Source organism: Sphingobacterium sp. MYb382, from assembly GCF_037572665.1.
Classification (GTDB): Bacteria; Bacteroidota; Bacteroidia; order Sphingobacteriales; family Sphingobacteriaceae; genus Sphingobacterium.
The window spans coordinates 72,866-97,124 of record NZ_JBBGZT010000028.1; the positions used below are offsets into that span (position 1 = coordinate 72,866).

At 39.7% G+C, this 24,259-nt stretch carries 18 protein-coding genes and 2 pseudogenes; 10 read left to right on the top strand and 10 right to left on the bottom strand.

Annotation, left to right across the window (positions count from 1 at the left end):
• The first annotated feature begins 1 nt into the window (after nucleotide 1).
• From WH223_RS14715 to msrB, 5 genes are all read left to right on the top strand, one after another.
• A complete protein-coding gene (locus WH223_RS14715; RefSeq protein ID WP_340048511.1) occupies nucleotides 2-1,456 on the top strand; it encodes a TlpA family protein disulfide reductase in 1,455 nt (484 codons plus the stop codon).
• A gap of 226 nt (nucleotides 1,457-1,682) precedes the next feature.
• Nucleotides 1,683-2,237: a sigma-70 family RNA polymerase sigma factor gene (locus tag WH223_RS14720; protein ID WP_340048512.1), complete on the top strand. Its 555-nt coding sequence runs from the start codon at nucleotides 1,683-1,685 to the stop codon at nucleotides 2,235-2,237.
• Nucleotides 2,230-2,520 carry a hypothetical protein gene (locus WH223_RS14725; protein ID WP_340048513.1) on the top strand — a complete coding sequence of 97 codons (291 nt, stop codon included), beginning with the start codon at nucleotides 2,230-2,232 and terminating at the stop codon, nucleotides 2,518-2,520. Before WH223_RS14720 ends, WH223_RS14725 begins: the two co-directional genes overlap by 8 nt.
• Before the next feature lie 72 nt (nucleotides 2,521-2,592).
• Entirely contained in the window at nucleotides 2,593-3,042 is a 450-nt protein-coding gene (locus tag WH223_RS14730) for a DUF417 family protein (RefSeq protein ID WP_340048514.1), read from the top strand.
• Nucleotides 3,043-3,046: 4 nt separating this feature from the next.
• A complete protein-coding gene (msrB, locus tag WH223_RS14735; RefSeq protein WP_340048515.1) occupies nucleotides 3,047-4,141 on the top strand; it encodes a peptide-methionine (R)-S-oxide reductase MsrB in 1,095 nt (364 codons plus the stop codon).
• A 178-nt stretch (nucleotides 4,142-4,319) separates the two neighbouring features.
• Here msrB and WH223_RS14745 read toward each other — a convergent pair.
• The 3 genes and pseudogenes from WH223_RS14745 to WH223_RS14755 all read right to left on the bottom strand — a co-directional run bounded on the left by WH223_RS14745 (nucleotide 4,320) and on the right by WH223_RS14755 (nucleotide 8,416).
• Nucleotides 4,320-6,259 (bottom strand): annotated as a pseudogene (locus WH223_RS14745) (oleate hydratase).
• Nucleotides 6,260-6,573: 314 nt separating this feature from the next.
• Entirely contained in the window at nucleotides 6,574-7,332 is a 759-nt protein-coding gene (locus WH223_RS14750) for a LytR/AlgR family response regulator transcription factor (protein WP_340048517.1), read from the bottom strand.
• A gap of 10 nt (nucleotides 7,333-7,342) precedes the next feature.
• The gene (locus tag WH223_RS14755) at nucleotides 7,343-8,416 is read right to left on the bottom strand and encodes a sensor histidine kinase (RefSeq protein ID WP_340048518.1); all 1,074 of its coding nucleotides are present in this window, start codon (nucleotides 8,414-8,416) and stop codon (nucleotides 7,343-7,345) included.
• A gap of 283 nt (nucleotides 8,417-8,699) precedes the next feature.
• Here WH223_RS14755 and WH223_RS14760 point away from each other — a divergent pair, with 283 nt between their 5' ends.
• Together WH223_RS14760 and WH223_RS14765 are read left to right on the top strand one after the other, a co-directional pair.
• Complete coding sequence (locus WH223_RS14760) at nucleotides 8,700-11,177, top strand: outer membrane beta-barrel family protein (RefSeq protein ID WP_340048519.1); 2,478 nt, start codon at nucleotides 8,700-8,702, stop codon at nucleotides 11,175-11,177.
• A 94-nt stretch (nucleotides 11,178-11,271) separates the two neighbouring features.
• Nucleotides 11,272-11,892, top strand: a complete 621-nt coding sequence (locus WH223_RS14765; RefSeq protein ID WP_340048520.1) for a GNAT family N-acetyltransferase — start codon at nucleotides 11,272-11,274, stop codon at nucleotides 11,890-11,892.
• Nucleotides 11,893-12,204: 312 nt separating this feature from the next.
• Here the strand turns inward: WH223_RS14765 and WH223_RS14770 are convergent, their stop codons facing one another.
• From WH223_RS14770 to WH223_RS14780, 3 genes are all read right to left on the bottom strand, one after another.
• A complete protein-coding gene (locus tag WH223_RS14770; RefSeq protein ID WP_340048521.1) occupies nucleotides 12,205-14,682 on the bottom strand; it encodes an ABC transporter permease in 2,478 nt (825 codons plus the stop codon).
• 322 nt (nucleotides 14,683-15,004) lie between these two features.
• A complete protein-coding gene (locus WH223_RS14775; protein ID WP_340048522.1) occupies nucleotides 15,005-15,652 on the bottom strand; it encodes a TetR/AcrR family transcriptional regulator in 648 nt (215 codons plus the stop codon).
• A gap of 785 nt (nucleotides 15,653-16,437) precedes the next feature.
• A complete protein-coding gene (locus WH223_RS14780) occupies nucleotides 16,438-17,097 on the bottom strand; it encodes a YceH family protein (protein WP_340048523.1) in 660 nt (219 codons plus the stop codon).
• Between the two features lie 107 nt (nucleotides 17,098-17,204).
• Here WH223_RS14780 and WH223_RS14785 point away from each other — a divergent pair, with 107 nt between their 5' ends.
• The 3 genes and pseudogenes from WH223_RS14785 to WH223_RS14795 all read left to right on the top strand — a co-directional run bounded on the left by WH223_RS14785 (nucleotide 17,205) and on the right by WH223_RS14795 (nucleotide 20,334).
• The gene (locus tag WH223_RS14785; RefSeq protein ID WP_340048524.1) at nucleotides 17,205-18,113 is read left to right on the top strand and encodes a histone deacetylase family protein; all 909 of its coding nucleotides are present in this window, start codon (nucleotides 17,205-17,207) and stop codon (nucleotides 18,111-18,113) included.
• 78 nt (nucleotides 18,114-18,191) lie between these two features.
• Entirely contained in the window at nucleotides 18,192-19,247 is a 1,056-nt protein-coding gene (locus tag WH223_RS14790; RefSeq protein WP_340048525.1) for a nucleoid-associated protein, read from the top strand.
• 76 nt (nucleotides 19,248-19,323) lie between these two features.
• Nucleotides 19,324-20,334, top strand: a pseudogene (locus tag WH223_RS14795) (DUF3810 domain-containing protein).
• 2 nt (nucleotides 20,335-20,336) lie between these two features.
• Here the strand turns inward: WH223_RS14795 and WH223_RS14800 are convergent.
• The 4 genes from WH223_RS14800 to WH223_RS14815 all read right to left on the bottom strand — a co-directional run bounded on the left by WH223_RS14800 (nucleotide 20,337) and on the right by WH223_RS14815 (nucleotide 24,242).
• A complete protein-coding gene (locus WH223_RS14800) occupies nucleotides 20,337-21,497 on the bottom strand; it encodes an MFS transporter (RefSeq protein WP_340048526.1) in 1,161 nt (386 codons plus the stop codon).
• Between the two features lie 204 nt (nucleotides 21,498-21,701).
• On the bottom strand, nucleotides 21,702-22,040 hold the full coding sequence (locus WH223_RS14805) for a DUF2853 family protein (RefSeq protein WP_340048527.1): 339 nt from the start codon (nucleotides 22,038-22,040) through the stop codon (nucleotides 21,702-21,704).
• 174 nt (nucleotides 22,041-22,214) lie between these two features.
• The gene (locus WH223_RS14810; RefSeq protein WP_340048528.1) at nucleotides 22,215-23,870 is read right to left on the bottom strand and encodes a M3 family metallopeptidase; all 1,656 of its coding nucleotides are present in this window, start codon (nucleotides 23,868-23,870) and stop codon (nucleotides 22,215-22,217) included.
• Between the two features lie 15 nt (nucleotides 23,871-23,885).
• On the bottom strand, nucleotides 23,886-24,242 hold the full coding sequence (locus WH223_RS14815) for a hypothetical protein (RefSeq protein ID WP_340048529.1): 357 nt from the start codon (nucleotides 24,240-24,242) through the stop codon (nucleotides 23,886-23,888).
• Between the last annotated feature and the right edge of the window lie 17 nt (nucleotides 24,243-24,259).

Consider the following 24,259-nt stretch of genomic DNA (forward strand, 5'->3'; position numbering starts at 1 on the left):
TATGAAAAGCATGTATAACGCAAAACTCATCATTAGCTGTCTTTTCCTGCTGCTTGCAGCAGGAAAAGCGGTGTATGGGCAAGCAATCGTTTCGGGTAAGATTTCTGGCTATAAAGCTGGAACAGTAAGTATAAATTATCAGCCTTATGCTTTGTTGGAAGGCTTGCAGAAGCAGGAAGTAGCGATTGATGCTGAAGGGCATTTTTCCTGCCAAATTGATAGCAAAGGGCCTATGCGTGCCTTTATTCTGTTGGATAGTTATCCGGTGGAAGAGGCTATCACCTTGGCAAAAGGAGACGGCCGCGACACGACGATGCAGGTGAAGACAAATCGTGCCGCGATAATCTATTTGTACCTCAATGCTAAGGATAACCAACAGGTGGAGGCCAACTGGAAGAATATTCCAGCAACCTTAACCATTCGTGGTAAAAACAGCGCAAATAGTAGATACCTTAATGAAGAGGATTGGCGCTTTAACAGCTACAAGGATAAGCACCTGAAGAACTACTTTGCGTATGTGCATTTCGATGAAGCTCAGTATACCGCCTATGTGGAGCAACGCCAACAGGAACGTCAGCAGTTTTTAGCGGATTTTGCAAAGAAGCACAGCTTAGCGAAGCAGCTGAAAGCTGTCAGCAATTGGACAATTTATGGTGATGCCATTATGGCTAAGTTGCTGTATCCGTCAATGCGCAGTTCGTATCGTAAAGAGGATTACAAGCCGACAAATGGTTATTTTGATTTCCTGCCAGGCGTGAAGCTTGACCAACAGTATAGCGACAAAGGAATAGCGTACTATTATTTTGCGGATTATTACCTGAAATTTGCCTACAAGCAGGAAGGATCCAAATCAGATTATTTTGATTTCGTGGCTACGAAAGTTTATGGTAAAGCGCGCTACGCCTACGGTGCTTTTGCGCTAGGGAGCAATTTCAAACAAGCTTTGTATAATAAGCTTACCGTGGAAAATCCGTATAGCGATATACGTAAACTTGTAAAGGCCAAATATGCCACTTTGGAGGGCATGTTGGAAGGGAAGCCTGCACCAGCAGTAGCGCTCGAAAATGCGCAAGGGCAGCAGCTGACCTTAGCGGACTTCAAAGGTAAATATGTTTACATCGACTTTTGGGCCACTTGGTGTGGACCGTGCATTGCGGAAATTCCAGCTTTAGAATTGCTTCAGCACGATTATGCTACGCATAACATTCACTTCTTGAGCATTTCTGTTGATCAGGAAAAGGATAAAGCCAAGTGGCTTAATTTTATTCAGGATAAACAGCTTAAAGGCAATCAATTGTGGATTTCTAGCGCGGAGAATAAGAAAGTGTCGCAAGCATGGAATATCTTACAGATTCCACGATTTGTGCTCTTAGACCCCGAAGGAAAAATTGTGGATGCTAATGCACCAAGACCTTCGGATGCTAAAATCCGTACACTATTTGATGCGTTAAAATAGTTTTACTTTTCAGGTAGCCAATCTAGATTGGCTACCTTTTTTTTGCCCTTTCTATAAGTCCCTATCGCTATTCCTACCATTACGACACCTTCGTATTTTATTGTTTTATAAATAAGACATTCAGCAGACGAATACACATTTAGTAAACCAGCTTTATTCTTTAATTTTAGGCAAGATGTTTGTCGCTAGTTTGGTAGCTCGAAAATGTCTTAGGAAAACAGCATAAATGGATCAACGATCATCCGAAATACAACAATGGATTGAGGACTACAGTGTAGCCTTATTGCAACGTGCTATCTTCCTATTGTCAGACCGGAGAGAGGCTGAAGATATCGTTCAAGATGTGTTTGTCGCTGCCTTTGAGGCCTATCCTTCCTTTAAAGGAGATAGTAAGCCTAAGACCTGGCTCATGCGTATTTTGCAAAATAAAGTAGCCGACTTTTACCGAAAGAAATACCGACATACAGGGATGATTTCGCTAGATCATTTTTTTGACGACTCTGGATCGTGGAAAAGTACAGATTTGCTCGAACCATGGGAAGCATCGGAAAGCAATCTTTTGGATGACTTGGCATTTAGAGCTAAACTGGATGAATGCCTTACGGCTTTGCCGCCCAAATGCCTGATACCAGTAAAGCTATATTATCTGGAGTCAAAAAAAGCAGATTTGGTTTGTCAGGAAGCAGGTATTACAACGACTAGCCTCTGGAAGATATTGCAGCGTAGTAGAATGCAACTTCGTGAGTGTTTAGAATTTAATTGGTTTCGGAAGCATGACTAAGAAGAATGGACTTATCGCGAAAACTGCACACTGGATTTTTATGTCTTGTGCGCAGGCGACATTAAGTATGGAAAAGGAGAGTGCGCAGCAGTTAGCAGGCTGGGAGCAGTGGCGTTTGCGTGGCCACCTGCGTATTTGCCAGTGGTGTAGGGCTTATGCTGCGAAAGCCAAAAAGCTAGATACGATATTGGATAAACATCTAAGAGATATTGAAGTTGATAAGTTGGAAGATGCAGATTTACAGTCTTTTAAAGAAAGGCTCAGAGAAAAGTTGAAAAAATAGTTCTTTTATTTGTCAGGATAGCGAACATAGCACGACAAAAGGAGTAAAATAATTCATTTAAAAATTAAGAATATGAATGCTACTCCCACATCTGCTGTAACCCGTAAAAATTATAATATCGGTTACCTCGTTTCGCTCTTTGGTACAGTCCTTATTTTACTGTGGATAGGTCTTCTGAAATTTACACCTACGGAAGCCAACGGTATTAAACCATTGATTGAAAATCACCCTTTATCCTTTTGGATGTACAAGGTTTTTTCTATACAGATGGTATCCAATATTGTAGGGACAGTTGAGTTTATCGTTGCTATTTTACTGCTCTTAAGCTTGAAATTCCAACAGGTAAAAAAATATGCGGGCATCGGCATGTGCATTATTTTTGTAATGACCCTCAGCTATTTGTTTACTACGCCAAATATGTGGAAAGAAATGGATGGCATACCGACAACAGACTTTTTTATCTTAAAAGATATTATGCTATTGGGCTTTGGAATTAGTTTATTAGAAAAAAATAAATCATAAAATCATGAAAAAGGGAATCGTCCTTACCCTATTTACAGTACTGGTACTGTTCGTGGTAAATCGCAGTTTTACGCATACAAAAAATCAAGAAGTAAAAAATAATACGAAGATGGAAACAACATATAATAACGATAAGCCTAGGGAAATTTATTTCGCTGGCGGTTGCTTCTGGGGAACGGAGCATTTCTTTAAACAGGTACGTGGTGTGACAGCAACGGAGGTTGGTTATGCGAATGGGAAATCTGGAAAACCATCCTACGAACAAGTGTCGACAGGGAATACTGGTTTTGCGGAGACGGTGAAAGTAACCTACGACCCGCAAGTAATAGACCTTAGTTTATTAATCGATTTGTTTTTCAAAACGATAGATCCAACGACATTAAACCGTCAAGCACATGATGTAGGTACACAATACCGAACTGGAATTTATTTCACCAATGAGGCCGATAAACCGCTTGTCGAAGAGAAATTGGCCGAGTTAGCTGGGCAGTATACGTCGAAAATTGTAGTAGAAGGAGAGGCTCTACGCAACTTTTACGATGCGGAGACTTACCATCAGAAATACCTAGATAAAAATCCAGGAGGCTATTGCCATATCGGTCCTAACTTGTTTGAGCTAGCGCGCAATGCAAATCCGCCGACGGCGACAACAGCATATAAGCGTGCCGATAAAGCAACCTTGAAAAAGGAGTTGACGGCTATACAATATGAGGTAACGCAAAATAATGGTACCGAAAGAGCTTTTTCAAATGAGTACTGGAATGAATTTAGAGAAGGAATTTATGTTGATGTCACTACGGGGCAACCGCTTTTTGTATCGACAGATAAATTTGAGTCCGATTGTGGATGGCCAAGTTTCTCTAAGCCAATTGAAGAAGAATTAGTAGACGAAAAATCAGATAATTCATTCGGCATGCGCCGTACTGAGGTGCGTAGCAAAACAGGTGACGCCCATTTAGGACACGTATTTGATGATGGTCCTGCTGATAAAGGTGGATTACGCTACTGTATAAATAGTGCTTCACTACGTTTTATTCCGAAAGATGAAATGAAAGCTAAAGGCTACGAGAGCTACTTGAAGCTGCTCGATAAAAAATAGAAATTTAAAATATTGGCCTTAAGCCAATGCCTATCTTGCAATAAATTGTTTATTGATAAGGCTGCCTCTAGAGGCAGCCTTTTTCTTTATGTTTTAAACAAACTACAGGATACTATATCTTAAAAAAAGGCCGCCTCTACTAGAGTGACGACCTTCGGTCTTGGTTAGCCTATATTATTTATCCACGTATTCCTTTTACCCAGTCTTTAAATTTAGTGACCTGTTCCGTGATGAAGGACTCTTGTTCTTCATGCTCCGCATCGCTGCCTGGTAGCACATGCTCGAAATAGGTGCCTTTTAGCACACGGCGCAACAAACCTTCACCGACAAATGCTTTATCATCGTTAAGCGTTTTTGCTGCTTTCAGTAAATGACGGATATCGTATTGTAATGGGTTGATATCTGGTACTTGCTTGTTGAGGTTCAACAATTCGTAAACAGCTACACGAGCCGTACGTACCGAACTCTCCATCGTAAAGACTACGTCGTTTTTCGTTTCAACGAACTGCCCAATTAAACCTAAGTTTTTACAGCCTTCAGGTACGATTTGTGGACGGTCACCTTTTGCTCTAGGCATAAACATGGAAGTGATGTATGGCATGAAAGATGAACGTACAATGGTGTTCTCTACGATATTGTCCAATTGGTCAATGATGCCGAGGTGATGTGCTAACTCTGCTAGAAGCTCATTACCGGTACATTCAGGCATTGGTTTCTTAACATAGTTGCCATCTTTATCCATAAATAAAGCGTATACCCATAGCACCAAAATATCATCCGGTTGCTCAGGGAAATGCGGTTGACGGTTACAGGTGAAACTCATTAACCAGTTGGAATCCGTAATGGTAATTATACCACCAGTAACTGTTTTTCCAGAATAGGGGTCGTTGACACTATATTTTTTAACTTATCTACTAATGCGGAAGGACGACAGGTTAACGTAGCAGATTCCCAAGCTGATTTTTCAATGTTGCCACAGAATTTCTCTGGCTTACCGAATATCGGAGATTTAGCCGCTAAGTTTTTCCATATTTTCCATCCCGCACTTTGTCCACTCGTTTCGTTATTAATCGCAACGACAGGCGCTGTTAAATTATCACCATAAGCGGTGTCTTCAGTCATCGATCCTGTAGTAACAATCACATAGTCATCTTCTTTTACTGGAATAACGACTTCTTTACCATCCTGTTCGGTGATAATGCCTTTCACGACTTTACCTTCTGTATTGATTTGTAGGTCTAGGTCTTTTACTAAGGTGTTAAGCTGAATTTTAACACCTTTTTCTTTTAAGAATTTACCCAGCGGTGTAACGAATGTATCGTACTGGTTGTATTTCGGGAAAACTAAGGATGAAAGATCGTTTAGACCATCAATAGCATGTAGGAAACGGTGCATGTATAGCTTGAACTCCAGTAAACTGTGCCAGTTCTCGAAAGCAAACATCGTGCGCCAGAAAGTCCAGAAATTGCTTTCTAAACACGACTCATTGAAAAATTGCTCAATAGTGATGTCGTCGAGGTCTTCTTTCTTCTTTAATAATAATTTGATAATTGCCAGCTGATCTTTCTTCGCTAGACCAAATTTGCTAAAGTCTTTTATTAAACCTTGTTGGTGTATAAGGCGTGCTTTAGAGTAGTTCGAATCGTTATCGTTGATAAGGCGATATTCATCCAAAACACTATAAGGAGCAGGCATTTCTAAAGCCGGAATATCTTGGAAAATGTCCCATAAATTTTCATAGGTCATATCCATCTCGCGACCACCACGGATAATGTAACCGTCTTTCGCATTACCAGCACCATCAAGGGAGCCTCCATCGATATGTAACTGTTCAATAAAAGTTATGTTTTCTGCAGGAACATGACCATCACGGATAAAATAGTAAGCCGTGGCCATACCCGCAATACCGCTACCTACAATATATACCTTACTGTCTTTGTAGGAGCGTGTAGGAATACCCTTGTTACGTTGGTAGTTCCCGATTTGGTCAGAAAAAGGCATAGATTTTTCTGGCGTATTTCTTTGTCTCTCTTTGCTGGAATCGGGTTGATGATCAACCTTACCATTAGCTGTTGAAGCTTGTAATACCTTGTCGAATTTTGAAGTGATTTCTCGCATGGCTCTTAAATTTTTAAGATTTTCTTTTTTGACTTACAGTCGCATTAAGCGACTCGTTAATAATTATTATTAGTTTAATTATTTAATCAAATTTATGGCGATAATGTTTTCTATCCTGTGACTTTAGGCACTATTTTTTGTTATTTTTCTAATTATTTTTCGGATTGTTTCATTGCTTTTTCTAATTCCTAACGTTAAGTTATTGACCTTTTGTTAGCTAGGTTTTTTTAATATAAATAGGGTTTTAAGTATTTATATGTTCTTTTATTGTGTTTTTTTAGAAATTGTCACTTGTTTTTCCTGCACTTCTATATTTATCGGTCTAACCATTGCTTAAAGATTTTTGATCTATCGCGACTAATAATGATTTTTTCTGTTGACGCAGGTTTTACAACGATATGCAATTTTCCATTAAAGTAATTGTTGATACAACTAATGGAGCTGCTGTTTATTAAATATTGCCTGCTCACCCTAAAAAAGACCGTCGGGTCAAGCTGCTCTTCCAATTCTTCCATGGTAAAAGGAAGGATATGCTGGTCACCATTAGGCATAACAGCTCTGCAGATTCGAAATTCTGTGTAAAAATAGGCTACTTCCTGTGTAAGTATGGTGTAGAAGGTATCACTATGCGGAATCAAAAAACGAGTTCTGTATGTTTTTTTCTGCTGGCGCAGGATGTTTGCCATATCCGCAAGTATATGCTCTAGCTGTGATGTCTGCTTCGTGTGCCGAAGTTTAGTGATGCTTTTTTCTAATTCTTCTTTTTTGATAGGCTTAAGTAAGTAATCGATGCTATTTACTTGAAATGCACGAAGAGCATATTCATCAAAAGCAGTTGTAAAGATTAATGGACAGCTTGGCTTTATGACAGCGAAGATGTCAAAACATAAGCCATCTGTAAGGCGTACATCCGTAAATATGACATCTGGATGCATGTTGTTTTTTAGCCAATCAATGCTTTCATCGACTCCTTCTAAGCGTGCCAACACTTCAATCGATGGGTCAATTTCGCTAAGCATAGCAAGGAGTCTTTTGGCATTAAGTACTTCGTCTTCTATAATCAGAACCTTCATAAAATGTGATTTAAGAGATTAACGGGATTTTAACCTTGAAATCATAGGGCGTGGCGATGACCTCAGGAAGCTCTTCTGCAAGTAGTTTATAACGATTTATAATATTCTTCAAGCCTATTTTTGAAGAATGTAATGGGGATGGTAGTTTTTGGAGATTATTTACCACATAAACATAGCCGCCTTCGGCATATATTTTTATATAGAGCGGCTGCTTGCGCGACGCAATATTATGCTTTATGGCATTCTCTATTAGTAGTTGTAAGGTGGTTGGCGGAATATGTTCCGTATATAATGTCTCTGGAATAGTAACCTCGATATGTAGATTCTCCGAAAAACGTATCTGTATTAAATAGTTAAAGGCTTCAACAAAATCAAGTTCTGCCTTTAACGGAATCAGATGTTTATCTAGGTTGATGAGCATATAGCGATGCACTTCCGACAGTCTGTCTAGAAAGAGTTGTGCATCCTTAGGGTTTTCATCGATAAGACTAGAAAGGGTGCTGAAATTGTTAAACATAAAATGAGGGTCTAACTGTAGCTTGAGCGATTGCAGCTGTGCCTGTAAGCTTGCTTGTTTAAGCTCGGCTGCTTCTAGTATAGAATTTTTCCAATTGAGCAGGAGATGGTTTCCTACATGAATGGCCGTAACCATCAGGGACAGCAGAAAACCAATAAATATAGTTTGTCGGTAGCCGACCCACTCTTCTTCATCGCTATACTCAATATCTGGCGGACCAAAGGAAATCACAAACCAAAGGATACTCAGAGCGATAAGAATGCCAATGAACTGTAAGAATAGTTGTATGCTTAGCCTTTTTAAGGTTTGTTTTTCCCAAGGCAGCCGTTTATCTAAATAGTTGGATAGCCAAATCGAAATTTGCGTAATAGCGAATGCAATAGCGACAAACCAACATAATTCGGCTAAAAAATACCAGCTCCATTCTGGATCTAACACTTGATACGACTCACTGATTGGATTAATCACCAGCATGGAGATAATCAAAGCGATAGTCACAAATAAGGTGATCCCCAATTTGTAGTTCTGTAGATTAAAGAAGGGGTAATATGCCTTTTTAAAAATCATGCTGTACGCATTTTATATAAACAAAGATATAGCGTTTTCTTATATGGGACATAAAGTTACACGATTCGTTGCCTTATGTGGAGTGTTAATCACTTGAACTCTCCAAAATAGGTGCTGAGTTAGCACTTATTAATCCTAAGCCTTTTTGGTGATAGCCGAAAATGTATAATGGCTTTCATTCATTTCGGGGGTAGGAGTAAACGATTGACGGGTCATTTTAGCAAGTTGAGTTTGTTTGTTAATCAATGCCTTTTTATAGATCTATACTTTTGTCGCAGTATTAATGATTTATAAAAAGTACATGCGTTATATCTATAGTTTTTTATTTCTTTTATTGAGCAGCTACCTGTCGGCTCAACAACAAATTCGTGGTAGGGTTGTCGATGAACAAAATCAGCCGTTGGCCGGTGCTACACTTACGTTAATGGATGTCGAGCAGGGAAAAGTATACCTGTATACCCAAACGGATTCCCTTGGCACATTCGCTTTGATGAATATTAAACAAGGGAAATATGTACTTAGTGCAGCCTTCATTACCTATAAAATGGACGTAAAACAAGTTGAAGTAGGGAGCACTGTTCTGGGCATGCTATCGTTTCAGCTCTTTCCAGAAACACAGCTTTTGGAGGCTATCAGCATTAAAGCTAAGAAGCAACAAACGATAACGATGACAGCTGGAAAAGCAGTGTTAAATGTAGAACAGAGCAATTTAGCGCAAAGCCAATCTGCTTTTGAGCTTCTCAAAAGCTTACCCGGAGTTAATGTCAATAAAGATGGCGACATACGCATAAAAGGGAAATCAGGTGTGACGGTGATGATTGATGGTGAGCCTGTGGAGATGAGTAGCAGTCAGTTAAAGAATGTACTTAAAGGTACGCCAGGAACAACCTTACAAGCTATTGAAGTGATGGATAATGCTCCTGCAAGTATGGATGCTGCTGGGACAGGCGGCGTTATTAATTTGGTGTTTAAAAAGAAGGTTAAGCAGGGATTTAATGGTTCTTTAAATACATCGATAAGTAAGGGGAGCTTTTATAATCACAGCCAGAGTATAGATTTACGCTATGGATCCGAGAAATGGAATCATAGTATGATGTATGCACACGACTATGAGAAAAGTAATGACCGCGATAGTACTTTTCGACGACAGCCGATGGGAGCTAGTGGTGCAAAGATAGGAGGTAGCGATTTTTATATGAGCCAGCTACAAAAAAATCCCAACCGTTCAAAATCTCATCTTCTGAAGCTTTCAACAGATTATCAGCTAAACGAGAAAAACAGCTTAGGCATAAATCTATCATTTAATGATTTAAGGAATCCCACAGATGGCTATACGGTAACACGTTTCGGAACGGGAGAAAAACAAGACTCCCTGTTGCAACAGACCAACTTTTTACGTAATAACCTAAGAAACCTCGACTATGGAATGAAGTATAAGCATATGTTCAATGAAAGAGCTAACCTCATCGCATCCGCCCAGTTTAATAAACTTAAGGGAGACGGCTTCGAGGATTATACCATCACAAAAAGTAATGCTTCAGGGGCTGCAATCGGGAATAGCCGCTACCGTAACCTATATCCATCGACTGTTGATCGAAAGGTTTTTAAAGCCGATTACCAGCAAGAGCTCATGAATGACGATGAGAAAATTGGGAAATTTGAAGCTGGCCTCAAAACTACGCTAACGGATATTCAGACTAGCCAAGTTAGTGAGCATAGAATTGCTGAAAAGTGGCAACTAGATCTTTTGCGAAACAATAGGTTCAACTACCACGAGTCAGTGCATGCAGCTTATGTGTCATCAGCTATTAAGAAGGGGGCTTGGACCATGGAAGCAGGCCTTCGTGGGGAGTATACTCGAGTGAAGGGTGATGTGGTAGATGAAGAAAAGTCTATACAGCAGGATTATTTTTCATTGTTTCCGAATGCATTGCTAGGTTATAAAGTGAGTGACAGCTACGCTTTGTCTTTAGCGTATAGTCGCCGTATTGAACGGCCTGACTACGATAAATTGAATCCATCGATACGTTACATCGATGTGTACACCACGCAGCAAGGAAATCCTAATTTAAAGCCACAGTTCTCGAGTAGCCTGGCGTTGAACCAGCAGTTTTTTCAATTTATCGACCTAAATCTGGGATATAGCGCTATCAAGAACCCAATCAACTCCACCTACCTTATGCTGGATGGAGCGAAATCTACCTACACGATGCTCAATACAGGGACGCAGCATCAATGGGAAGCGTCGCTTTCCTTCCCCATACCTGGGATTGATTGGTGGGAAAATTACCAGAGCTTTTATCTGTACAACTCCCAGTTTAATGCGCAGCTCGGCAATCAAAATTTTAAAGAACGTGCTAATAGTTTTGGAGCACTTTCATATAATTCCTTCAAACTGCCGAAGCGGTTCTCCGTTGAGCTCACCGCGTGGTATGAGAGCGGTGGTATATATGCTAATTTTCGCTATAAGCCTACATCAGAAGTCAGCTTAGGCGTAAGTAAGAAAATGCTTAATGATAGGCTAACGATGAGTGTAGCCCTGACCGATGCGTTCTACTGGAGCAAGTTTCGCGCACAAGTTTTATCCAACACGGCAGAGTCTACCTATATGCTTTCAAAATGGGACAGCAGACAGGTTAAATTTAGCCTCAATTGGAGTCTAGGGAAGTCTAAGAAAGAGATTTTTACGCCTACGGCGGAAGATGAAGACGCATTGCCAGCAGGTCGAAATAAACAAATGTCAAAAAGGGCGAGGCGCTAATACAGAGCGGTTAGCCGTCTCCTTGGGTAAATGATCAAAAAATATAAGCTTAAATAGACTTTTCTCGTACAGAAGAGTAAATAAAGAACATGAAATGTTAAAATTAAAGATTCACAATCGATTAGCGCCAGCGCAATGTCATGAAGCAGCTGAGCTGTATGCTGCAGCTTTTGAAAGTAAATGTAGTTACTTCTTTGGTTCAAAGGCAGATATTGTGTCTCTTTTCCCTGCCATGGTCAATAGCGATCAAGTTTTGGCTTTGATTATGAACGATAATGAATTGATCGGGATTACGGGATTCAGCCTATTAAAAAGCCCTATGCTTCAGGTGAAATTAAGCGTCATGCTCCAAAAATATGGCTATTTGAATGGTTTACTACGCTACTGCCGTTGGCGTTTATTTTTCTATCGTAGCTTTCCGGATAAGCACCTTTATATTGATGCTGTAGCTATAAAAGAAGGTCATCGTGGTAAAGGTTATGTACGTCTTTTGCTAAATGAAGCTGAAAAAATCGCCCTTCAGAAGGGAATGACTTATCTGGAACTTGATGTTGCGGATGATAATGAACCTGCTTTCCAGGCGTATAAAAAAGAAGGATTCACAATAGTAAAGGTGACCGAAATTCCGAACTACTATGCTAAGATTTTTCATGTCGCGAAAGTAACAACGATGGTGAAAATACTAGAACAAAACTGGTTTAAAACAAAATCTTAATAGCTTATTATTTCCTCAATAATAAAGCCTGCTTATTCTTCTTAGTGAAGGATAGCAGGCTAACTTTTAACTTTAGTTGAGAGTCAAGGAATTTAAGATGCCTTTCATGGAATCAGCGCTTTGCATCTAATATTATCGTGTTCTTCAGAAAGAATAATACATTCTTAGCCGTCGATGATAACCATATGCTATTATGGTTGAAGTGTAACTCCGATTAACGAAGATTCTGAAATTTAAAAACACTTGTGCATAAAAAATCCGATCTTCTGTGGGAAGACCGGATTGCAGGTTTGGTTAGATTGAGGATATCTTTTATTCGTCGCGTAGGCTATCTACGGGATTTGTTTTGGCAGCTTTAATGGCTTGGTAACTCACTGTAAGTAGAGCGGCAAAGCAGGCAACGAGTCCACCAGCGGCAAATGGTAACCAAGATATTTCGATGCGATAAGTAAAGTCCGCTAGCCAGTTATGACTGAACCACCATACAATAGGGGCTGCAACAAGCAAGGCTATAAATACCATCTTTACAAAATCTTTGGACAGCATGCCCACAATACTCGTTATTGAAGCGCCTAATACCTTACGTATTCCAATCTCTTTACTGCGCTGAAATGCCGTAATGGTCGCTAATCCAAAGAGGCCAAGGCAACTTATGAAAATAGCTATGGCGGTACTCATATTGGTCAGTGTGTGTAGTTGTTGTTCCTTTTTATATAAAGAAGCGATGCTCTCATCGTAGAAAGTATATTCGAATTGGTCGATAGGAAAGAAGTTTGCCCATTTCTGTTCAATTTTTTTGATGATCTCGGGCCATTTTTGTTGTTGCGTTGCTTCCAGTTTGATATTATAGTTATTCGCTGATTCCATATTGCTACCTAAAGCCATTGGATCTATCGAATTGTAGAAGTCACGTTGGTGAAAATCTTTAACTACGCCTACAATGGGATATAGGTTAGGCTCCTGACCGATACGTTTGCCCAAAGCTTCTACATTGGAGGAAAAACCAAAGGCTTTTACCGCGCTTTCATTGACTACAAGACCGTTTACCGTATCCGAAGGTGTCAAATTTGTACCAGCGACTAATTCTAAGTTGTACAGACTAATGTATTGTGTGTCAATATTTTTTAGATAAGTGATTACTGAAGTCGGCTCTGTGCCATCTGCCGGTTTGTAATCGTATAGAGACGATGAGTAACCGTTCGTTAACGGTCTGGTACCTAGACTCACTTGCTGAACACCTGGTATTTTGCGAATTTCCTCGGCTAAAGTTTGCTTCTTCGTATGGAAATTCTCCATTTGATATAGCTTGAAAGGAATGTTGCTGATAATTACAGCATCCTTGTCGAAGCCCATATCCTTATGAAGGACATAGCTTAACTGCTGACCGATAATAATACTGCCTATAATAAAAAGTTGAGCAATGATAAACTGGAAGACGATTAACCCTTTGCGAAAGTTTAGCTTGTTTTTGCCAATCTGTACCTGTCCTTTATTGCGGAAGATATCAATGGCATTCACTTTGGTAATCATCCATGCAGGGTAGACACCCGAAATTAATAGCGTTGTCGACAGGATGAACGTTAAGAATAGCGTAAAGGTCGTTGTGTTGCTATAGGCCAATGCTTCAGCGCTCAGTAAGTCCCCTAAAACACCAATAAACAGCTTGCTAACAAAGAATGACAGGATTAAAGCCGTCAGTACAATAAGGGCTGTTTCAAGTATCATCTGTGCAATCAAGTAATGGCTCCCGCTACCTAATGTTTTACGAATGCCTATCTCCTTGTTGCGTTGTGGCAGCTGTGCCGTAGTTAAGTTGACATAGTTGATGCACGCTAGCAATAATAAAAAGATGCCCACACCGATAAGACCATAAATAACAGATTTACTTGTTTTAGCTGGTGTGTTTTCTTGTAGATAGGTTGCAAAATGAGATTCTTTTAAAGGTAATAATTGGATGACGCGGTTGTACGAAAACGTTGGCTTGCGATCTTGTTTAAACAATAACCATTTTTCTTGCACCATATCTTGTACTTGCTTAAGTACATGGGCTGCTGAGGTAGCATCTTTAGCTTGAAAATAAACGCGGTCAGAACCATTAGTATTGGTCCACTGTGCTAAGTCATTATCCTTTTCTGTCTTTTGAAGTAAAATAAACTCTTCACCATCAAATTCCGTATTATAATTGAGCGACGCTACAACACCAGATACGGTCATATTTAGCGTATCTTTATTTTGACTAATATAACTGATGTTTTGACCAATAATATCCTCATTGCTTAAGTTGGGAAAATAGATCTTCGCTCTACTTTCATTTAAAACAACTTGGTTGGGGTGTTCAAGTGCCGATTTTTTGTTGCCAGCCAACCAATCGTAAGACAACATTTCAAAATAGGATGAGTCTGTACGTATTATCTTTTGTTTGTCTAATTCTACTTCTTTGAACTTGGCCCCCTGTTTTTCTTCATTTTTAATACGAACAGACTGAAAATAGGCTTGATAAACAGGTGTTACACGCGTTAAACCATTGGTGTTTTCGCGCATAGAAAAGAAAATCGGTCTGGAAAGGCCTCCGTTAAAGTTTTCCTTACCTGATTCTCCAAACTGAGAGACTAGACGATAGGTGTTTTTCGCCTCAGGCATGCCCGACTCGTAACTAAGCTCATAGCTGGTGTATTTATAAATAACCCAGCAGGCACTAATACCGATGGTCAGGCCCAATATATTGAGTGCTGTAAACAACTTGTTTCGTAAAAGATGCCTTGTGCTATTTTTAATAATAAACTTCCACATGCTTAATAAAGGTTGACTTGTAAAACACTGAAATTGATTTACAATTGCAAGGCCAATTTTTTAATATGTTGTTTATTAGGTCTTTGTTGTTTTTTTTTGTGGTTTTCTACTGTTCGTTATCGAACAGTCTTGTCCGTCTGTGGACAATTACCAACAAAAACTATCATAAATAAATTATAGAAAAAAATGCTCCTAATGGTTTTATTGGAGGTATGTCTCTATGTAACCTGTATTTATAGATGTACTATTTAACAAGCTGTTGAAATTTCAAAAGTATGGGATTAGGGGAGCGAATTTTACTAATTTATGCTAAGGGCAGCAGTTAAATTCTAGCTGGTTTTCCCTGTTGTACATTGGCTTCTTTGTAAATCAAACTCATTATTTGTTCAATGCTGTTGTGCAGTTTTTGGAAGCTATTTTCATCGTGTAAATCTATCCCAAATAAAGATTCTTCTTGTTTATTTTGGTAAAGAATAAGGTAGTTTATTCCTGCCGTTAATAGAGCGAAAATGACGGGAAAATCTATCGTTGTATTTTCAAAACGCTCGGTAGATAAGCTAAATAATTTTTCGACTAGTTCATTGCGACCTTGTGATAACTTTTTTAATGTTTCACTCTCTTGGTTTGTGAGTGCTAGTAAGTTTATTTCCTGCATAACGCGATCTTGTAGAAGACCGGATAGCTGTTTTTTTAGCAAAATCGTAGCGAGTTCTTTACCATGTGTAATCTTATGATTCAGTTTAATTTTTTCAAATAGGATGGCATAAGGCTGCCAGGGGTCATTCTCTTTGAGAACAATCTTTAAGAGGTTTTCAATACTCCCAAAGTAATCATAAACAAGCCTTTTGCTCATTCCCGATTCTTTTTCTAAACGATTAACACGAAGCTCTTTGATTCCTTCTTTTTTTATAATGGTTAGCGCAGTCTTTTTAAGGTGCTCTATGGTCAACTGTTTATTTCTTTTTTGCATGAGGTGTGTATTTAGGGTTTGAAGGGCGAGATGATATTGGTTAAGTGTATAGAAATAATATAAATCACAACGCCAGAACTATTTTCGGGGATGAAATAGTGGAATTGGAGTTGTCCGTGCAATATTGGTACTGATTATATAAAAATTGGTATTTAATCGGATATCACCTAGAGAATTATCTCACTGTATTCTTGTTGTTAGTGAGTTTTTATTAAAATGGATAGGGGGAAGTAAACGATAGGTTTTAGCTTTCGTTAGCCGAAAGTCGTCATAGGTGAGAACGTACTTTGCTTACAGTTTCTATGAAAAAAAAAGGTAAAGAGAATCCTAAATCCATAGAAAGGATATTTCTCGAGAAGTTTTGCTCTTCTCTGGTTTTACTTTTATGAAGCCTTAGGCTAAGCCCGAGCAAGTTGTTGCGAATATCATGATGAAGGCAATAACAGCCAGGAGCACAAACGTTGTTAGTGGGGTTCTTTTCATATTTTATAATTATTAGTGATAAGAACTACACAAAATGCGTGCCTTGTTTTTAAGGTGCAATATTCTATACTATTAATACATAAATATGTAGCGCTTAGGCTACTTTGAGGGGTGGAAATTGAGAAAGTCTAGGTGCTATTCAAAAAATAAATGCCTCCTTCTCCATATAGAGTAAGGTTTCTCGGGCTTTAGATTGGCTAATAATCATATTTCCTTCCGTTGAATTAATCAGCATGCAATAGGCAAAACTTATTGATCCAACGGAAGGATTATTTAAGTATGATTAGCTATTTCTGGAGCTACTAGCTTAATTGCTCCATTAGTTTATCAAACTCTTCTCGTAGACGTGCTAATTGTTCCTCAAGGCTTTCAACGCGGCTTTCTAAAGCCTGAATTTTAGTGTTTGAAGCAGGGTCCGAGGCGGTCGATGCAAAGTCGTAATCTTCTTCATTTACTTCGCCTAGTAGATGTACAAAACGAGCCTCTTTTTGTCCTGGACGTTTTGCTAAGAGCTTAACGTAAGCGGGCTCTTGCTCCTGAAGCCTGTTTAACACTTCCTGTACCTCATCAAGGCTCTCAAAATCGAATAAACGGCCGGAGTTCGAATTTATCTCTCCGCTTGTTAGTGGGCCGCGTAAAATTAATAAACATAAGGCTGCCAAATCTTGTGGCAAGAGTGGATATTGAATCGCTAAGTTATGTTTGTATTTAGTAACACGGCTTCCACCTCCGACGACAGTCGAAATAAGACCGCGCTTGCGTAAACTGTCTAAGGCTTGTATAATGGTATTTTCCTCATAAGCAACAACAGGTCTGCGCGAAGTTTTCTGGTTGCAGGCCGTCTGTAGGCTGTTTAAGGTCATCGGATAATATTCAGGCGTAGTCTTTGATTTTTCAAGCAAAGAACCTAATACACGTAATTCTTCAGCATTCAAAATGGGGAGACTCTGGTTTTCTTCCATGGCTTATTGATTAATCGTTGTTTCCGAAGATAGGAAAAATATAGTTTTATAAAAATCAGTTTTATGACAATCGTCGATTTAGTACCTTCGTAGTAAAGAAATTTAGCTTGCTACAAATCGCCTATCATTCCGCCTATGTGCACCCTGTGCGTGAAGGACATCGCTTTCCGATGGCGAAGTATATCGGTATTCATGATGCTTTGTTGGCTAAAGGGCTGGTTGAGGAGACTAATTTTGTCGAGCCTAAATTGGTTGATCGACAATGGCTCTACCTAGCGCATCAATCCGACTATGTAAACCAGCTGCTAGATTTAAGCTTATCTCCTAAGATGGTACGCCGAATAGGCTTTCCGTTAACGCAGGAGTTGATAGATAGGGAGCTTTACCTCGTTGATGGCACAATTCAAGGGAGTTTATCTGCCTTACGTCAAGGGCTTGCTTTTAATATAGCCGGCGGCACCCATCATGCGGGTTACGATTTTGGAGAGGGCTTTTGCCTACTTAATGATCAGGCTGTTGCTGCAAGCTTCTTAGTACAACAAGGATTAGCACATAAAATATTAATCATTGATTTGGATGTACATCAAGGCAATGGTACTGCACATATTTTTGCAGAAAGCACCCATGTTTTTACCTTTTCTATGCATGCCGAAAAAAACTATCCCTACGTCAAAGAGCCTTCTTTTTTGGATGTAGACTTGCCTGATGGGATGGAGGATGAGGCTTATTTAGCCCTTCTAGAAGAGAAGCTTACCTATCTTTTTGCTTTTGTTCAGCCTGATTTTGTATTTTATCAAGCAGGAGTAGATGTGTTAGCATCCGATAAGCTTGGCCGCTTGTCGATGACGGCCGATGGTTGCCGTAGGCGTGATGAATTGGTATTCACTTTTTGTAAACAAGAGGGCGTTCCGGTGCAGGTAAGCATGGGAGGAGGCTATTCGGTGGATATTCAGGATATTGTGGATGCCCATGTCGCGACCTTCGCTACTGCCCTTAAGCTTTATGGCTTATCTTAAGAAAATTTCCGCGCCGATTGTTTCAAATTATTAGTATTTTGGTCGTTGGCAAACAATAAATAACAGTAATTACCCCTTATGTTTTTTCACCAAGACGCAACATTTGAGTCCCTAGCTATTCACCGTGTCGGCAATAAGTCGCAAGATGAATTTTATGTTTTATCCGATGCGCCTGTCGACCTTTCGGGCGATGAGGTATTGCCTCAATTGCTGATGCAGTATTTTATGCAACCTTTTAGCAAAGCGAAAGAGGTATACCGCTTTTATCATCCCAACGATGACTTACAGCTAAACGAGGTTTACTACTTCGTAAAGCAATATTTCGAGGATAAGATAGAATTTCAATACCTCTCAGAGCAGCTAGCTAAGCATCTCTATGAGGTATCTGACCATCCTAAAATTAAAGCTGGTGAGGTTTATATCGTGGCTTTAGATAATGTGCAGATGGAAGGTGAAGACCATAAAGCTATCGGCATTTTTAAATCTGAAAATAAAGAAGCTTACTTGAAAGTTTATCCAAATACGGGTGGTTTTCAAGTGGACTATGAAGAGGAAGCTATTAACATCAACAAGCTTGATAAAGGCGTTGTGATTGTAAATATTGAAGAAGAAGAAGGCTATAAGGTATTGGTGGTCGATCAGACGAACCAGTCGGAAGCTATCTATTGGAAGGATGATTTTCTGAAGATACGTCCGCGTAATGATAATTTCCAACAAACAGGAAACCTTTTGAAGGTATATAAAAACTTTGTTAACGAGAAGTTGGATGAAAGCTTTGAGCTCGAGAAAGCAGATAAAATTGACCTCCTAAACAGATCAATGGAGTACTTCAAGACGAAGGAAACATTCGATGAACAGGAGTTTGAAGAAGAGGTGATTGCGAATCCACAAGCAGCGTCTTTATTTAAGGAGTATAAGCAGTCTTTTGAAGAGGAATTTGATAGCCCTTTTCAAACGAATTTTGATATCGCAGACTCTGCTGTAAAGAAAATGGCTTCAGCCTATAAAACGGTAATTAAGCTCGATAAAAACTTCCATATCTATATTCATGGTAAGCGTGAATACCTAGAAACAGGGTTCGATGAGGAAAAAGGAAAACAATATTATAAGCTCTATTTTGACCAAGAGAGTTAACACGAGCGCTAAACTGAAGAAAAGATGCCAAGCCTATGCCATTGCAATAGGACTTGGTATTTTTCTTTGTTTACTGATGGGCTGGTTTCAATCCTACCCAGCGTTCATTGAGAAGGGCTATAGTCGTTTGTTTTTACCAGCCTATAGTTATTTACCTAAACTTTTATTAAGCTGGATTCCATTCAGTGTGGGGGATTTATTTTATCCTGCAGCCGTTATTTTTATTGTTTACCTACTCGTGCAAACGATAGTGAGCTTGTTTCGAAAAGCATGGCGACATGCACTGCTTCGTTTTCTCAAGCTTAGCTGTTCGATCCTGTTGCTGTATATTTTTTTCTATATGAGCTGGGGCCTCAATTATTATCGAGAGCCGCTCTACCAGCAGATGGGGCTAGACCTTAAAGGATTGAAAAAGGAAGATTATTTGCAGGTTTTGGATAAGCATATTCAACGTTGCAACGACCTGCGTATCCAGTTTTCTCCTTCGGAGGATGGGCGAGGCCGTGCAAAGAAAGAACTCGAGGACCTAATGAAAACGGACACGAGATTGCAACCTATATTGTCGACAACGCAAGTGAAAGCGAAGTCTCCTTTAAGTAGTCATTTGGTTTCCTATTTTGCGGTATCGGGCTATTTTAATCCCTTTACCCAAGAGGTACAGGTAAACGAGAATATGCCCTTGCCGGGCTATCCTTTTACCGTTGTCCATGAGCTAACACATCAGATGGGAATTGGCTTTGAAGATGAGTGTAATTTCATTGCTTTTCTAAAGCTACAAGGTCATAAAGACCCCTGGTATCGCTATGCCGCTAGTTATGAAACGGTGCAATACCTATTACGAACGTTGGCTGCACAAGATGAGTCTTTGTATAAATAATATTATAGTCGATTATCTGAAGAGGTGAAAGCCGATTTAAAAGGGGAACGCGACTACTGGAGGCACTACACAGGATGGATAAATGACCTTTTTGGATTCTTATATAGTGGTTATCTACAGCATAACAACCAACCCGAAGGTTTAGAGCGCTACAGCATGATGAGCCGTATGGTTGTTGCTTGGGAAATAAAACAAATACCTAAGCCTTAAGCTTAGGTATTCATTTTTGCACGTACTACTTTTACCAAAAAGATGTACGCTAAAATTGCGCCTGTACTCGCCATCCCCACCCCAATAAGTGAAGGGTAGTTATAGGTGTAACCTAAAGTAATCGGAATAGCTCCTAAATAAGCACCTAATGTATTTCCTATATTAAAGCTGGCTTGACCTGCAGAAGCAGCGAAGGTTTCAGCACCTTTTGCATTATTGATTAACATCATTTGCAATGGCGACCCAATAGTGAAAGATACCAGTCCAGTAATAAAAGCCATTGGATAAGCTAATTCATGAATATGAGCTGTGAAAAATACAACCACTAAACAGATAGCCATAGCCGTGAAGCTTGTAATTGCAGCTTTTGAGGGCGATATCGTGTCTGCTAATTTTCCGCCGAGAATATTTCCGAAGAACATGCCCAGACCAATTAGAATCATGATAAATGGAACACGGTCGGGAGAGATACCCGACTCGTTGGTTACCAAAGGGGCTATATAAGACATCCACGCGAACAATCCGCCGGTACCAATAGAAATGACAGCAACCATAAGCCATGCATCCCAGCGGGTGAAATAACTAATCTGTTGTTTGATATTATTGTCTTTATTGGCCGGGAAATTAGGCATCCATAAGTAAATCGTTACAAAGGTCAATAACCCAAGTAGGCTAATAAATGTATAGGTAATTCGCCAGTCGTAGTGATGACCGATATAGGTGCCTAGTGGAACACCCGCAAGATTGGCTATTGTCATCCCGGTGAACATCATCGATATTGCTTGAGCCTCTTTGCCTGGCTTCGCCAATTTCGCGGCAACAACAGAACCTACACCAAAGAAGGCTCCATGCGGAAGTCCCGACACAAAACGGGAAATAAAAAGTAATGCCTGGTTAGGGGCAAAGGCAAACAGACCGTTGAAGATGAAAAACAAAAGCATTAAAAAGAGTAATACTTTTTTTGGTGAATATTTAGAGGTAAAAGCTACCAATAAAGGTGCACCAACAACGACGCCTAAAGCGTAAAGGGCAATAAGATTACTTGCTGTTGGAATGTCGACTTGAATATCTTTGGCAATATCAGGAAGGATACCCATCATGGTAAATTCCGTCATACCAATGGCTAAGCCGCCAAAAGCTAAGGAAATAAGTGCTTTGTTCATGAAGAAATAATATGAGCTCAAAGGTAATGGTTTCTTGCAGTGCTTCTCAAAAATTTTTGAGAAAATTCTGTTAATACCAAAGTGTTTCTTGGTGACTGTACTGTTTTTATGCGCTAAGCTTTAAAAAGTTTAATGAAAGCTTGACATGCCGGTGCATTATAAATTTAAAAAGGCAGGTTAATCGGGTTAACCTGCCTTTTTATGTTAAGCGTAAACGCTTTGTTTTTTGAATTTTTCAACCAGGAGGGTGTAAAAAATTGCTCTGTACTTATGCTTATTAGACTTGCCAAGTTTATCTACCACCTCATGAATCGCTTCATCTAAAGCTGGACTATCTGCTAAGCCTAATTTTTTGATTAAAAAATTGTTCTTCACAAGGTCTAATTCGGCTTGATCTCCACCAGAGACAACCTCTGCATCAGCCTTGTAGATAGAAGGACCGAGACCTTTAGTCACGGACGCTAACAATTTTTCATCGATTGATAAATTTAATTTTTTTGCCTCTGCAGCGTATGCCGCAATTTTTTCATCTAGTTGACTCATAAGGTTGTTATTTGTAATTGTTTAATTTATTATCCTTAAAGTTACTGATGATTGTTTTTAAAAGAAAATTTTTATTTACTTTTTTTTCTTGCTGCAGAAAAATGTATTTAACACACTGATAAGCGGATAAATTATCTTATTTAATTCATTTTTTGCTTATCAGTGTGTTGTTTTTTAAAGAAGGCCAGCGCGTTTCAATAGCGGTTCTACGCGTGGTTCTTGTCCTCTGAATCTTTTGTATAGTACCATCGGATGTTCAGTTCCTCCTTTTGCTAAAATATTGGTTTTGAACTTTTCGCCAATCGCTCGGTTGAATATACCTTCTTGCTTGAAGAAGTCGAAGGCGTCGGCATCGAGAACCTCAGCCCATTTGTAGCTGTAATAGCCCGAAGAGTATCCGCCATCAAAGATGTGCGAGAAGGATGTACTCATCGCATTGTCGGCAACATCTGGGTATAGACTTGTGGACGCAAATTGTGTGCGTTCAAAGTCTTTGACTTTTTCAATAAGGGAAGGATTGGCACCATGCCAGCCCATGTCTAAAAGACCGAAACTGATTTGGCGTAGTGTAGCCATCCCTTCTTGGAAGGATGCTGATTCTTTAATCTTGTCTACTAAAGCCATCGGAATAACCTCCGCAGTCTCGTAGTGCTTCGCAAAGTTCGCCAAGCAGGCCTCTTCGTAGCACCAGTTTTCCATAATCTGACTTGGTAGCTCCACAAAATCCCAAAATACAGATGTGCCCGATAACGTAGGGTAGGTGGTGTCAGCAAGAATGCCATGAAGGGCATGTCCAAATTCGTGGAATAATGTCGTTACCTCATTAAAGGTTAGCAAGGAAGGACGCGAAGCAGTAGGCTTTGTGAAATTACACACGATAGATACATGTGGACGTTCTTCTTGACCGTCCTTCCAGTATTGTGGTTTGTAAGAAGTCATCCAAGCACCATTGCGTTTCCCCTTACGTGGAAAGAAGTCTGCATAGAAAATAGCTACAAATGCATCGTTTTCATCGCGTACTTCGAAGGTTTGTACATCTTCATGGTATTTATCAATCGTGTCAACTTCTGTGAAGCTAAGCCCATATAGTTGTTTGGCAACATCAAAAGCACCTGCCAATACATAGGCAAGATTGAAGTAAGGTTTTAGCTTTTCATCATCTAAGTCAAACTTTTGTTGTTTTAACTTCTCTGCATAATAAGCGGAATCCCATTTCTCTAGTTGCTCAATACCATCTAATTTTTTAGCGAAATCTTGCAGTTCTTGAAACTCTTTTAACGCTGCAGGCTTTGCTTTGTCTAGTAAATCCTGTAAGAAAGCATTTACTTTTTCTGGACGCTGTGCCATACGCTCTTCCAAAATAAAATTGGCATGACTGCTGTATCCTAACAGCTGGGCGCGTTGGTGACGTAGATTAACAATCTCTAGTACATTTTTTTCGTTATTATGTTCATTGGCTTGAAAGGCTTTTCGGCCTGCGGCCAAAGCAATTTCTTTGCGCAGCTCACGCTTATCAGCATAGGTAACAAAGGGAATATAGCTAGGGTAGTCTAATGTAAATATCCAACCCTCTTTGTCAAGGCTCTTTGCCAGGTCATGCGCTGCTTCAATGGTACCTTCAGGTAATCCGCTCAGGTCAGCAGCATCAGTTAGATGCAGTTGGTAGGCTTGTGTTTCAGCCAATACATTTTCACCAAATTTCAACTTCACAACAGCCAAGGCTGCATCAATCTTACGGAGCTCCTCCTTTGCTTCATCAGATAATAACGCGCCATTTCTAGTGAAGTCTTTATATGATTTTTCCAGTAGCGTTTGTTGCTCTGCCGTCAATTCTAAGTTTTCTTTTTAGGTATATACCTCTTTTATGCGTTCAAATAACGCTAAGTTGAGGGTGATGTCGTTTGCCAATTCAGATAGCTTAGGCGCTACCTCTTGTGCAATACGATCCATCTCTTCATTTGTTTCTGCCGAATGTAGGTTGAAGAAAATAGTTGAAACGCGATCCAGCTCCATGCCAGAGAAGGCTAGTGCTTCTACCGTATTGCTAAAACTTGGTTTTTCAGTATTTTGGGCAATAGCGTCAATCTCTTTGCGAGTCTCTTGGATGGCCTGCTCGAAAGCCGGTAGGTAATCGTTAATTTTTATTTTGGAAAACGGAGCCGTATCATGCACCGTATTAAATTTTGTGTTCAATATACTCATGGGGTAAAGTTAATCTA

Bases quoted from the DNA above. Each gene is read 5' to 3' on its own strand.
- WH223_RS14730 (WP_340048514.1), top strand. From the start codon at position 2,593: ATGAATGCTACTCCCACATCTGCTGTAACCCGTAAAAATTATAATATC.
- WH223_RS14770 (WP_340048521.1), bottom strand. From the start codon at position 14,682: ATGTGGAAGTTTATTATTAAAAATAGCACAAGGCATCTTTTACGAAAC.
- WH223_RS14800 (WP_340048526.1), bottom strand. From the start codon at position 21,497: ATGAACAAAGCACTTATTTCCTTAGCTTTTGGCGGCTTAGCCATTGGT.
- WH223_RS14715 (WP_340048511.1), top strand. From the start codon at position 2: ATGAAAAGCATGTATAACGCAAAACTCATCATTAGCTGTCTTTTCCTG.
- WH223_RS14725 (WP_340048513.1), top strand. From the start codon at position 2,230: ATGACTAAGAAGAATGGACTTATCGCGAAAACTGCACACTGGATTTTT.
- WH223_RS14815 (WP_340048529.1), bottom strand. From the start codon at position 24,242: ATGAGTATATTGAACACAAAATTTAATACGGTGCATGATACGGCTCCG.
- WH223_RS14720 (WP_340048512.1), top strand. From the start codon at position 1,683: ATGGATCAACGATCATCCGAAATACAACAATGGATTGAGGACTACAGT.
- WH223_RS14790 (WP_340048525.1), top strand. From the start codon at position 18,192: ATGTTTTTTCACCAAGACGCAACATTTGAGTCCCTAGCTATTCACCGT.
- msrB (WP_340048515.1), top strand. From the start codon at position 3,047: ATGAAAAAGGGAATCGTCCTTACCCTATTTACAGTACTGGTACTGTTC.
- WH223_RS14750 (WP_340048517.1), bottom strand. From the start codon at position 7,332: ATGAAGGTTCTGATTATAGAAGACGAAGTACTTAATGCCAAAAGACTC.
- WH223_RS14805 (WP_340048527.1), bottom strand. From the start codon at position 22,040: ATGAGTCAACTAGATGAAAAAATTGCGGCATACGCTGCAGAGGCAAAA.
- WH223_RS14755 (WP_340048518.1), bottom strand. From the start codon at position 8,416: ATGATTTTTAAAAAGGCATATTACCCCTTCTTTAATCTACAGAACTAC.
- WH223_RS14765 (WP_340048520.1), top strand. From the start codon at position 11,272: ATGTTAAAATTAAAGATTCACAATCGATTAGCGCCAGCGCAATGTCAT.
- WH223_RS14780 (WP_340048523.1), bottom strand. From the start codon at position 17,097: ATGGAAGAAAACCAGAGTCTCCCCATTTTGAATGCTGAAGAATTACGT.
- WH223_RS14760 (WP_340048519.1), top strand. From the start codon at position 8,700: ATGATTTATAAAAAGTACATGCGTTATATCTATAGTTTTTTATTTCTT.
- WH223_RS14775 (WP_340048522.1), bottom strand. From the start codon at position 15,652: ATGCAAAAAAGAAATAAACAGTTGACCATAGAGCACCTTAAAAAGACT.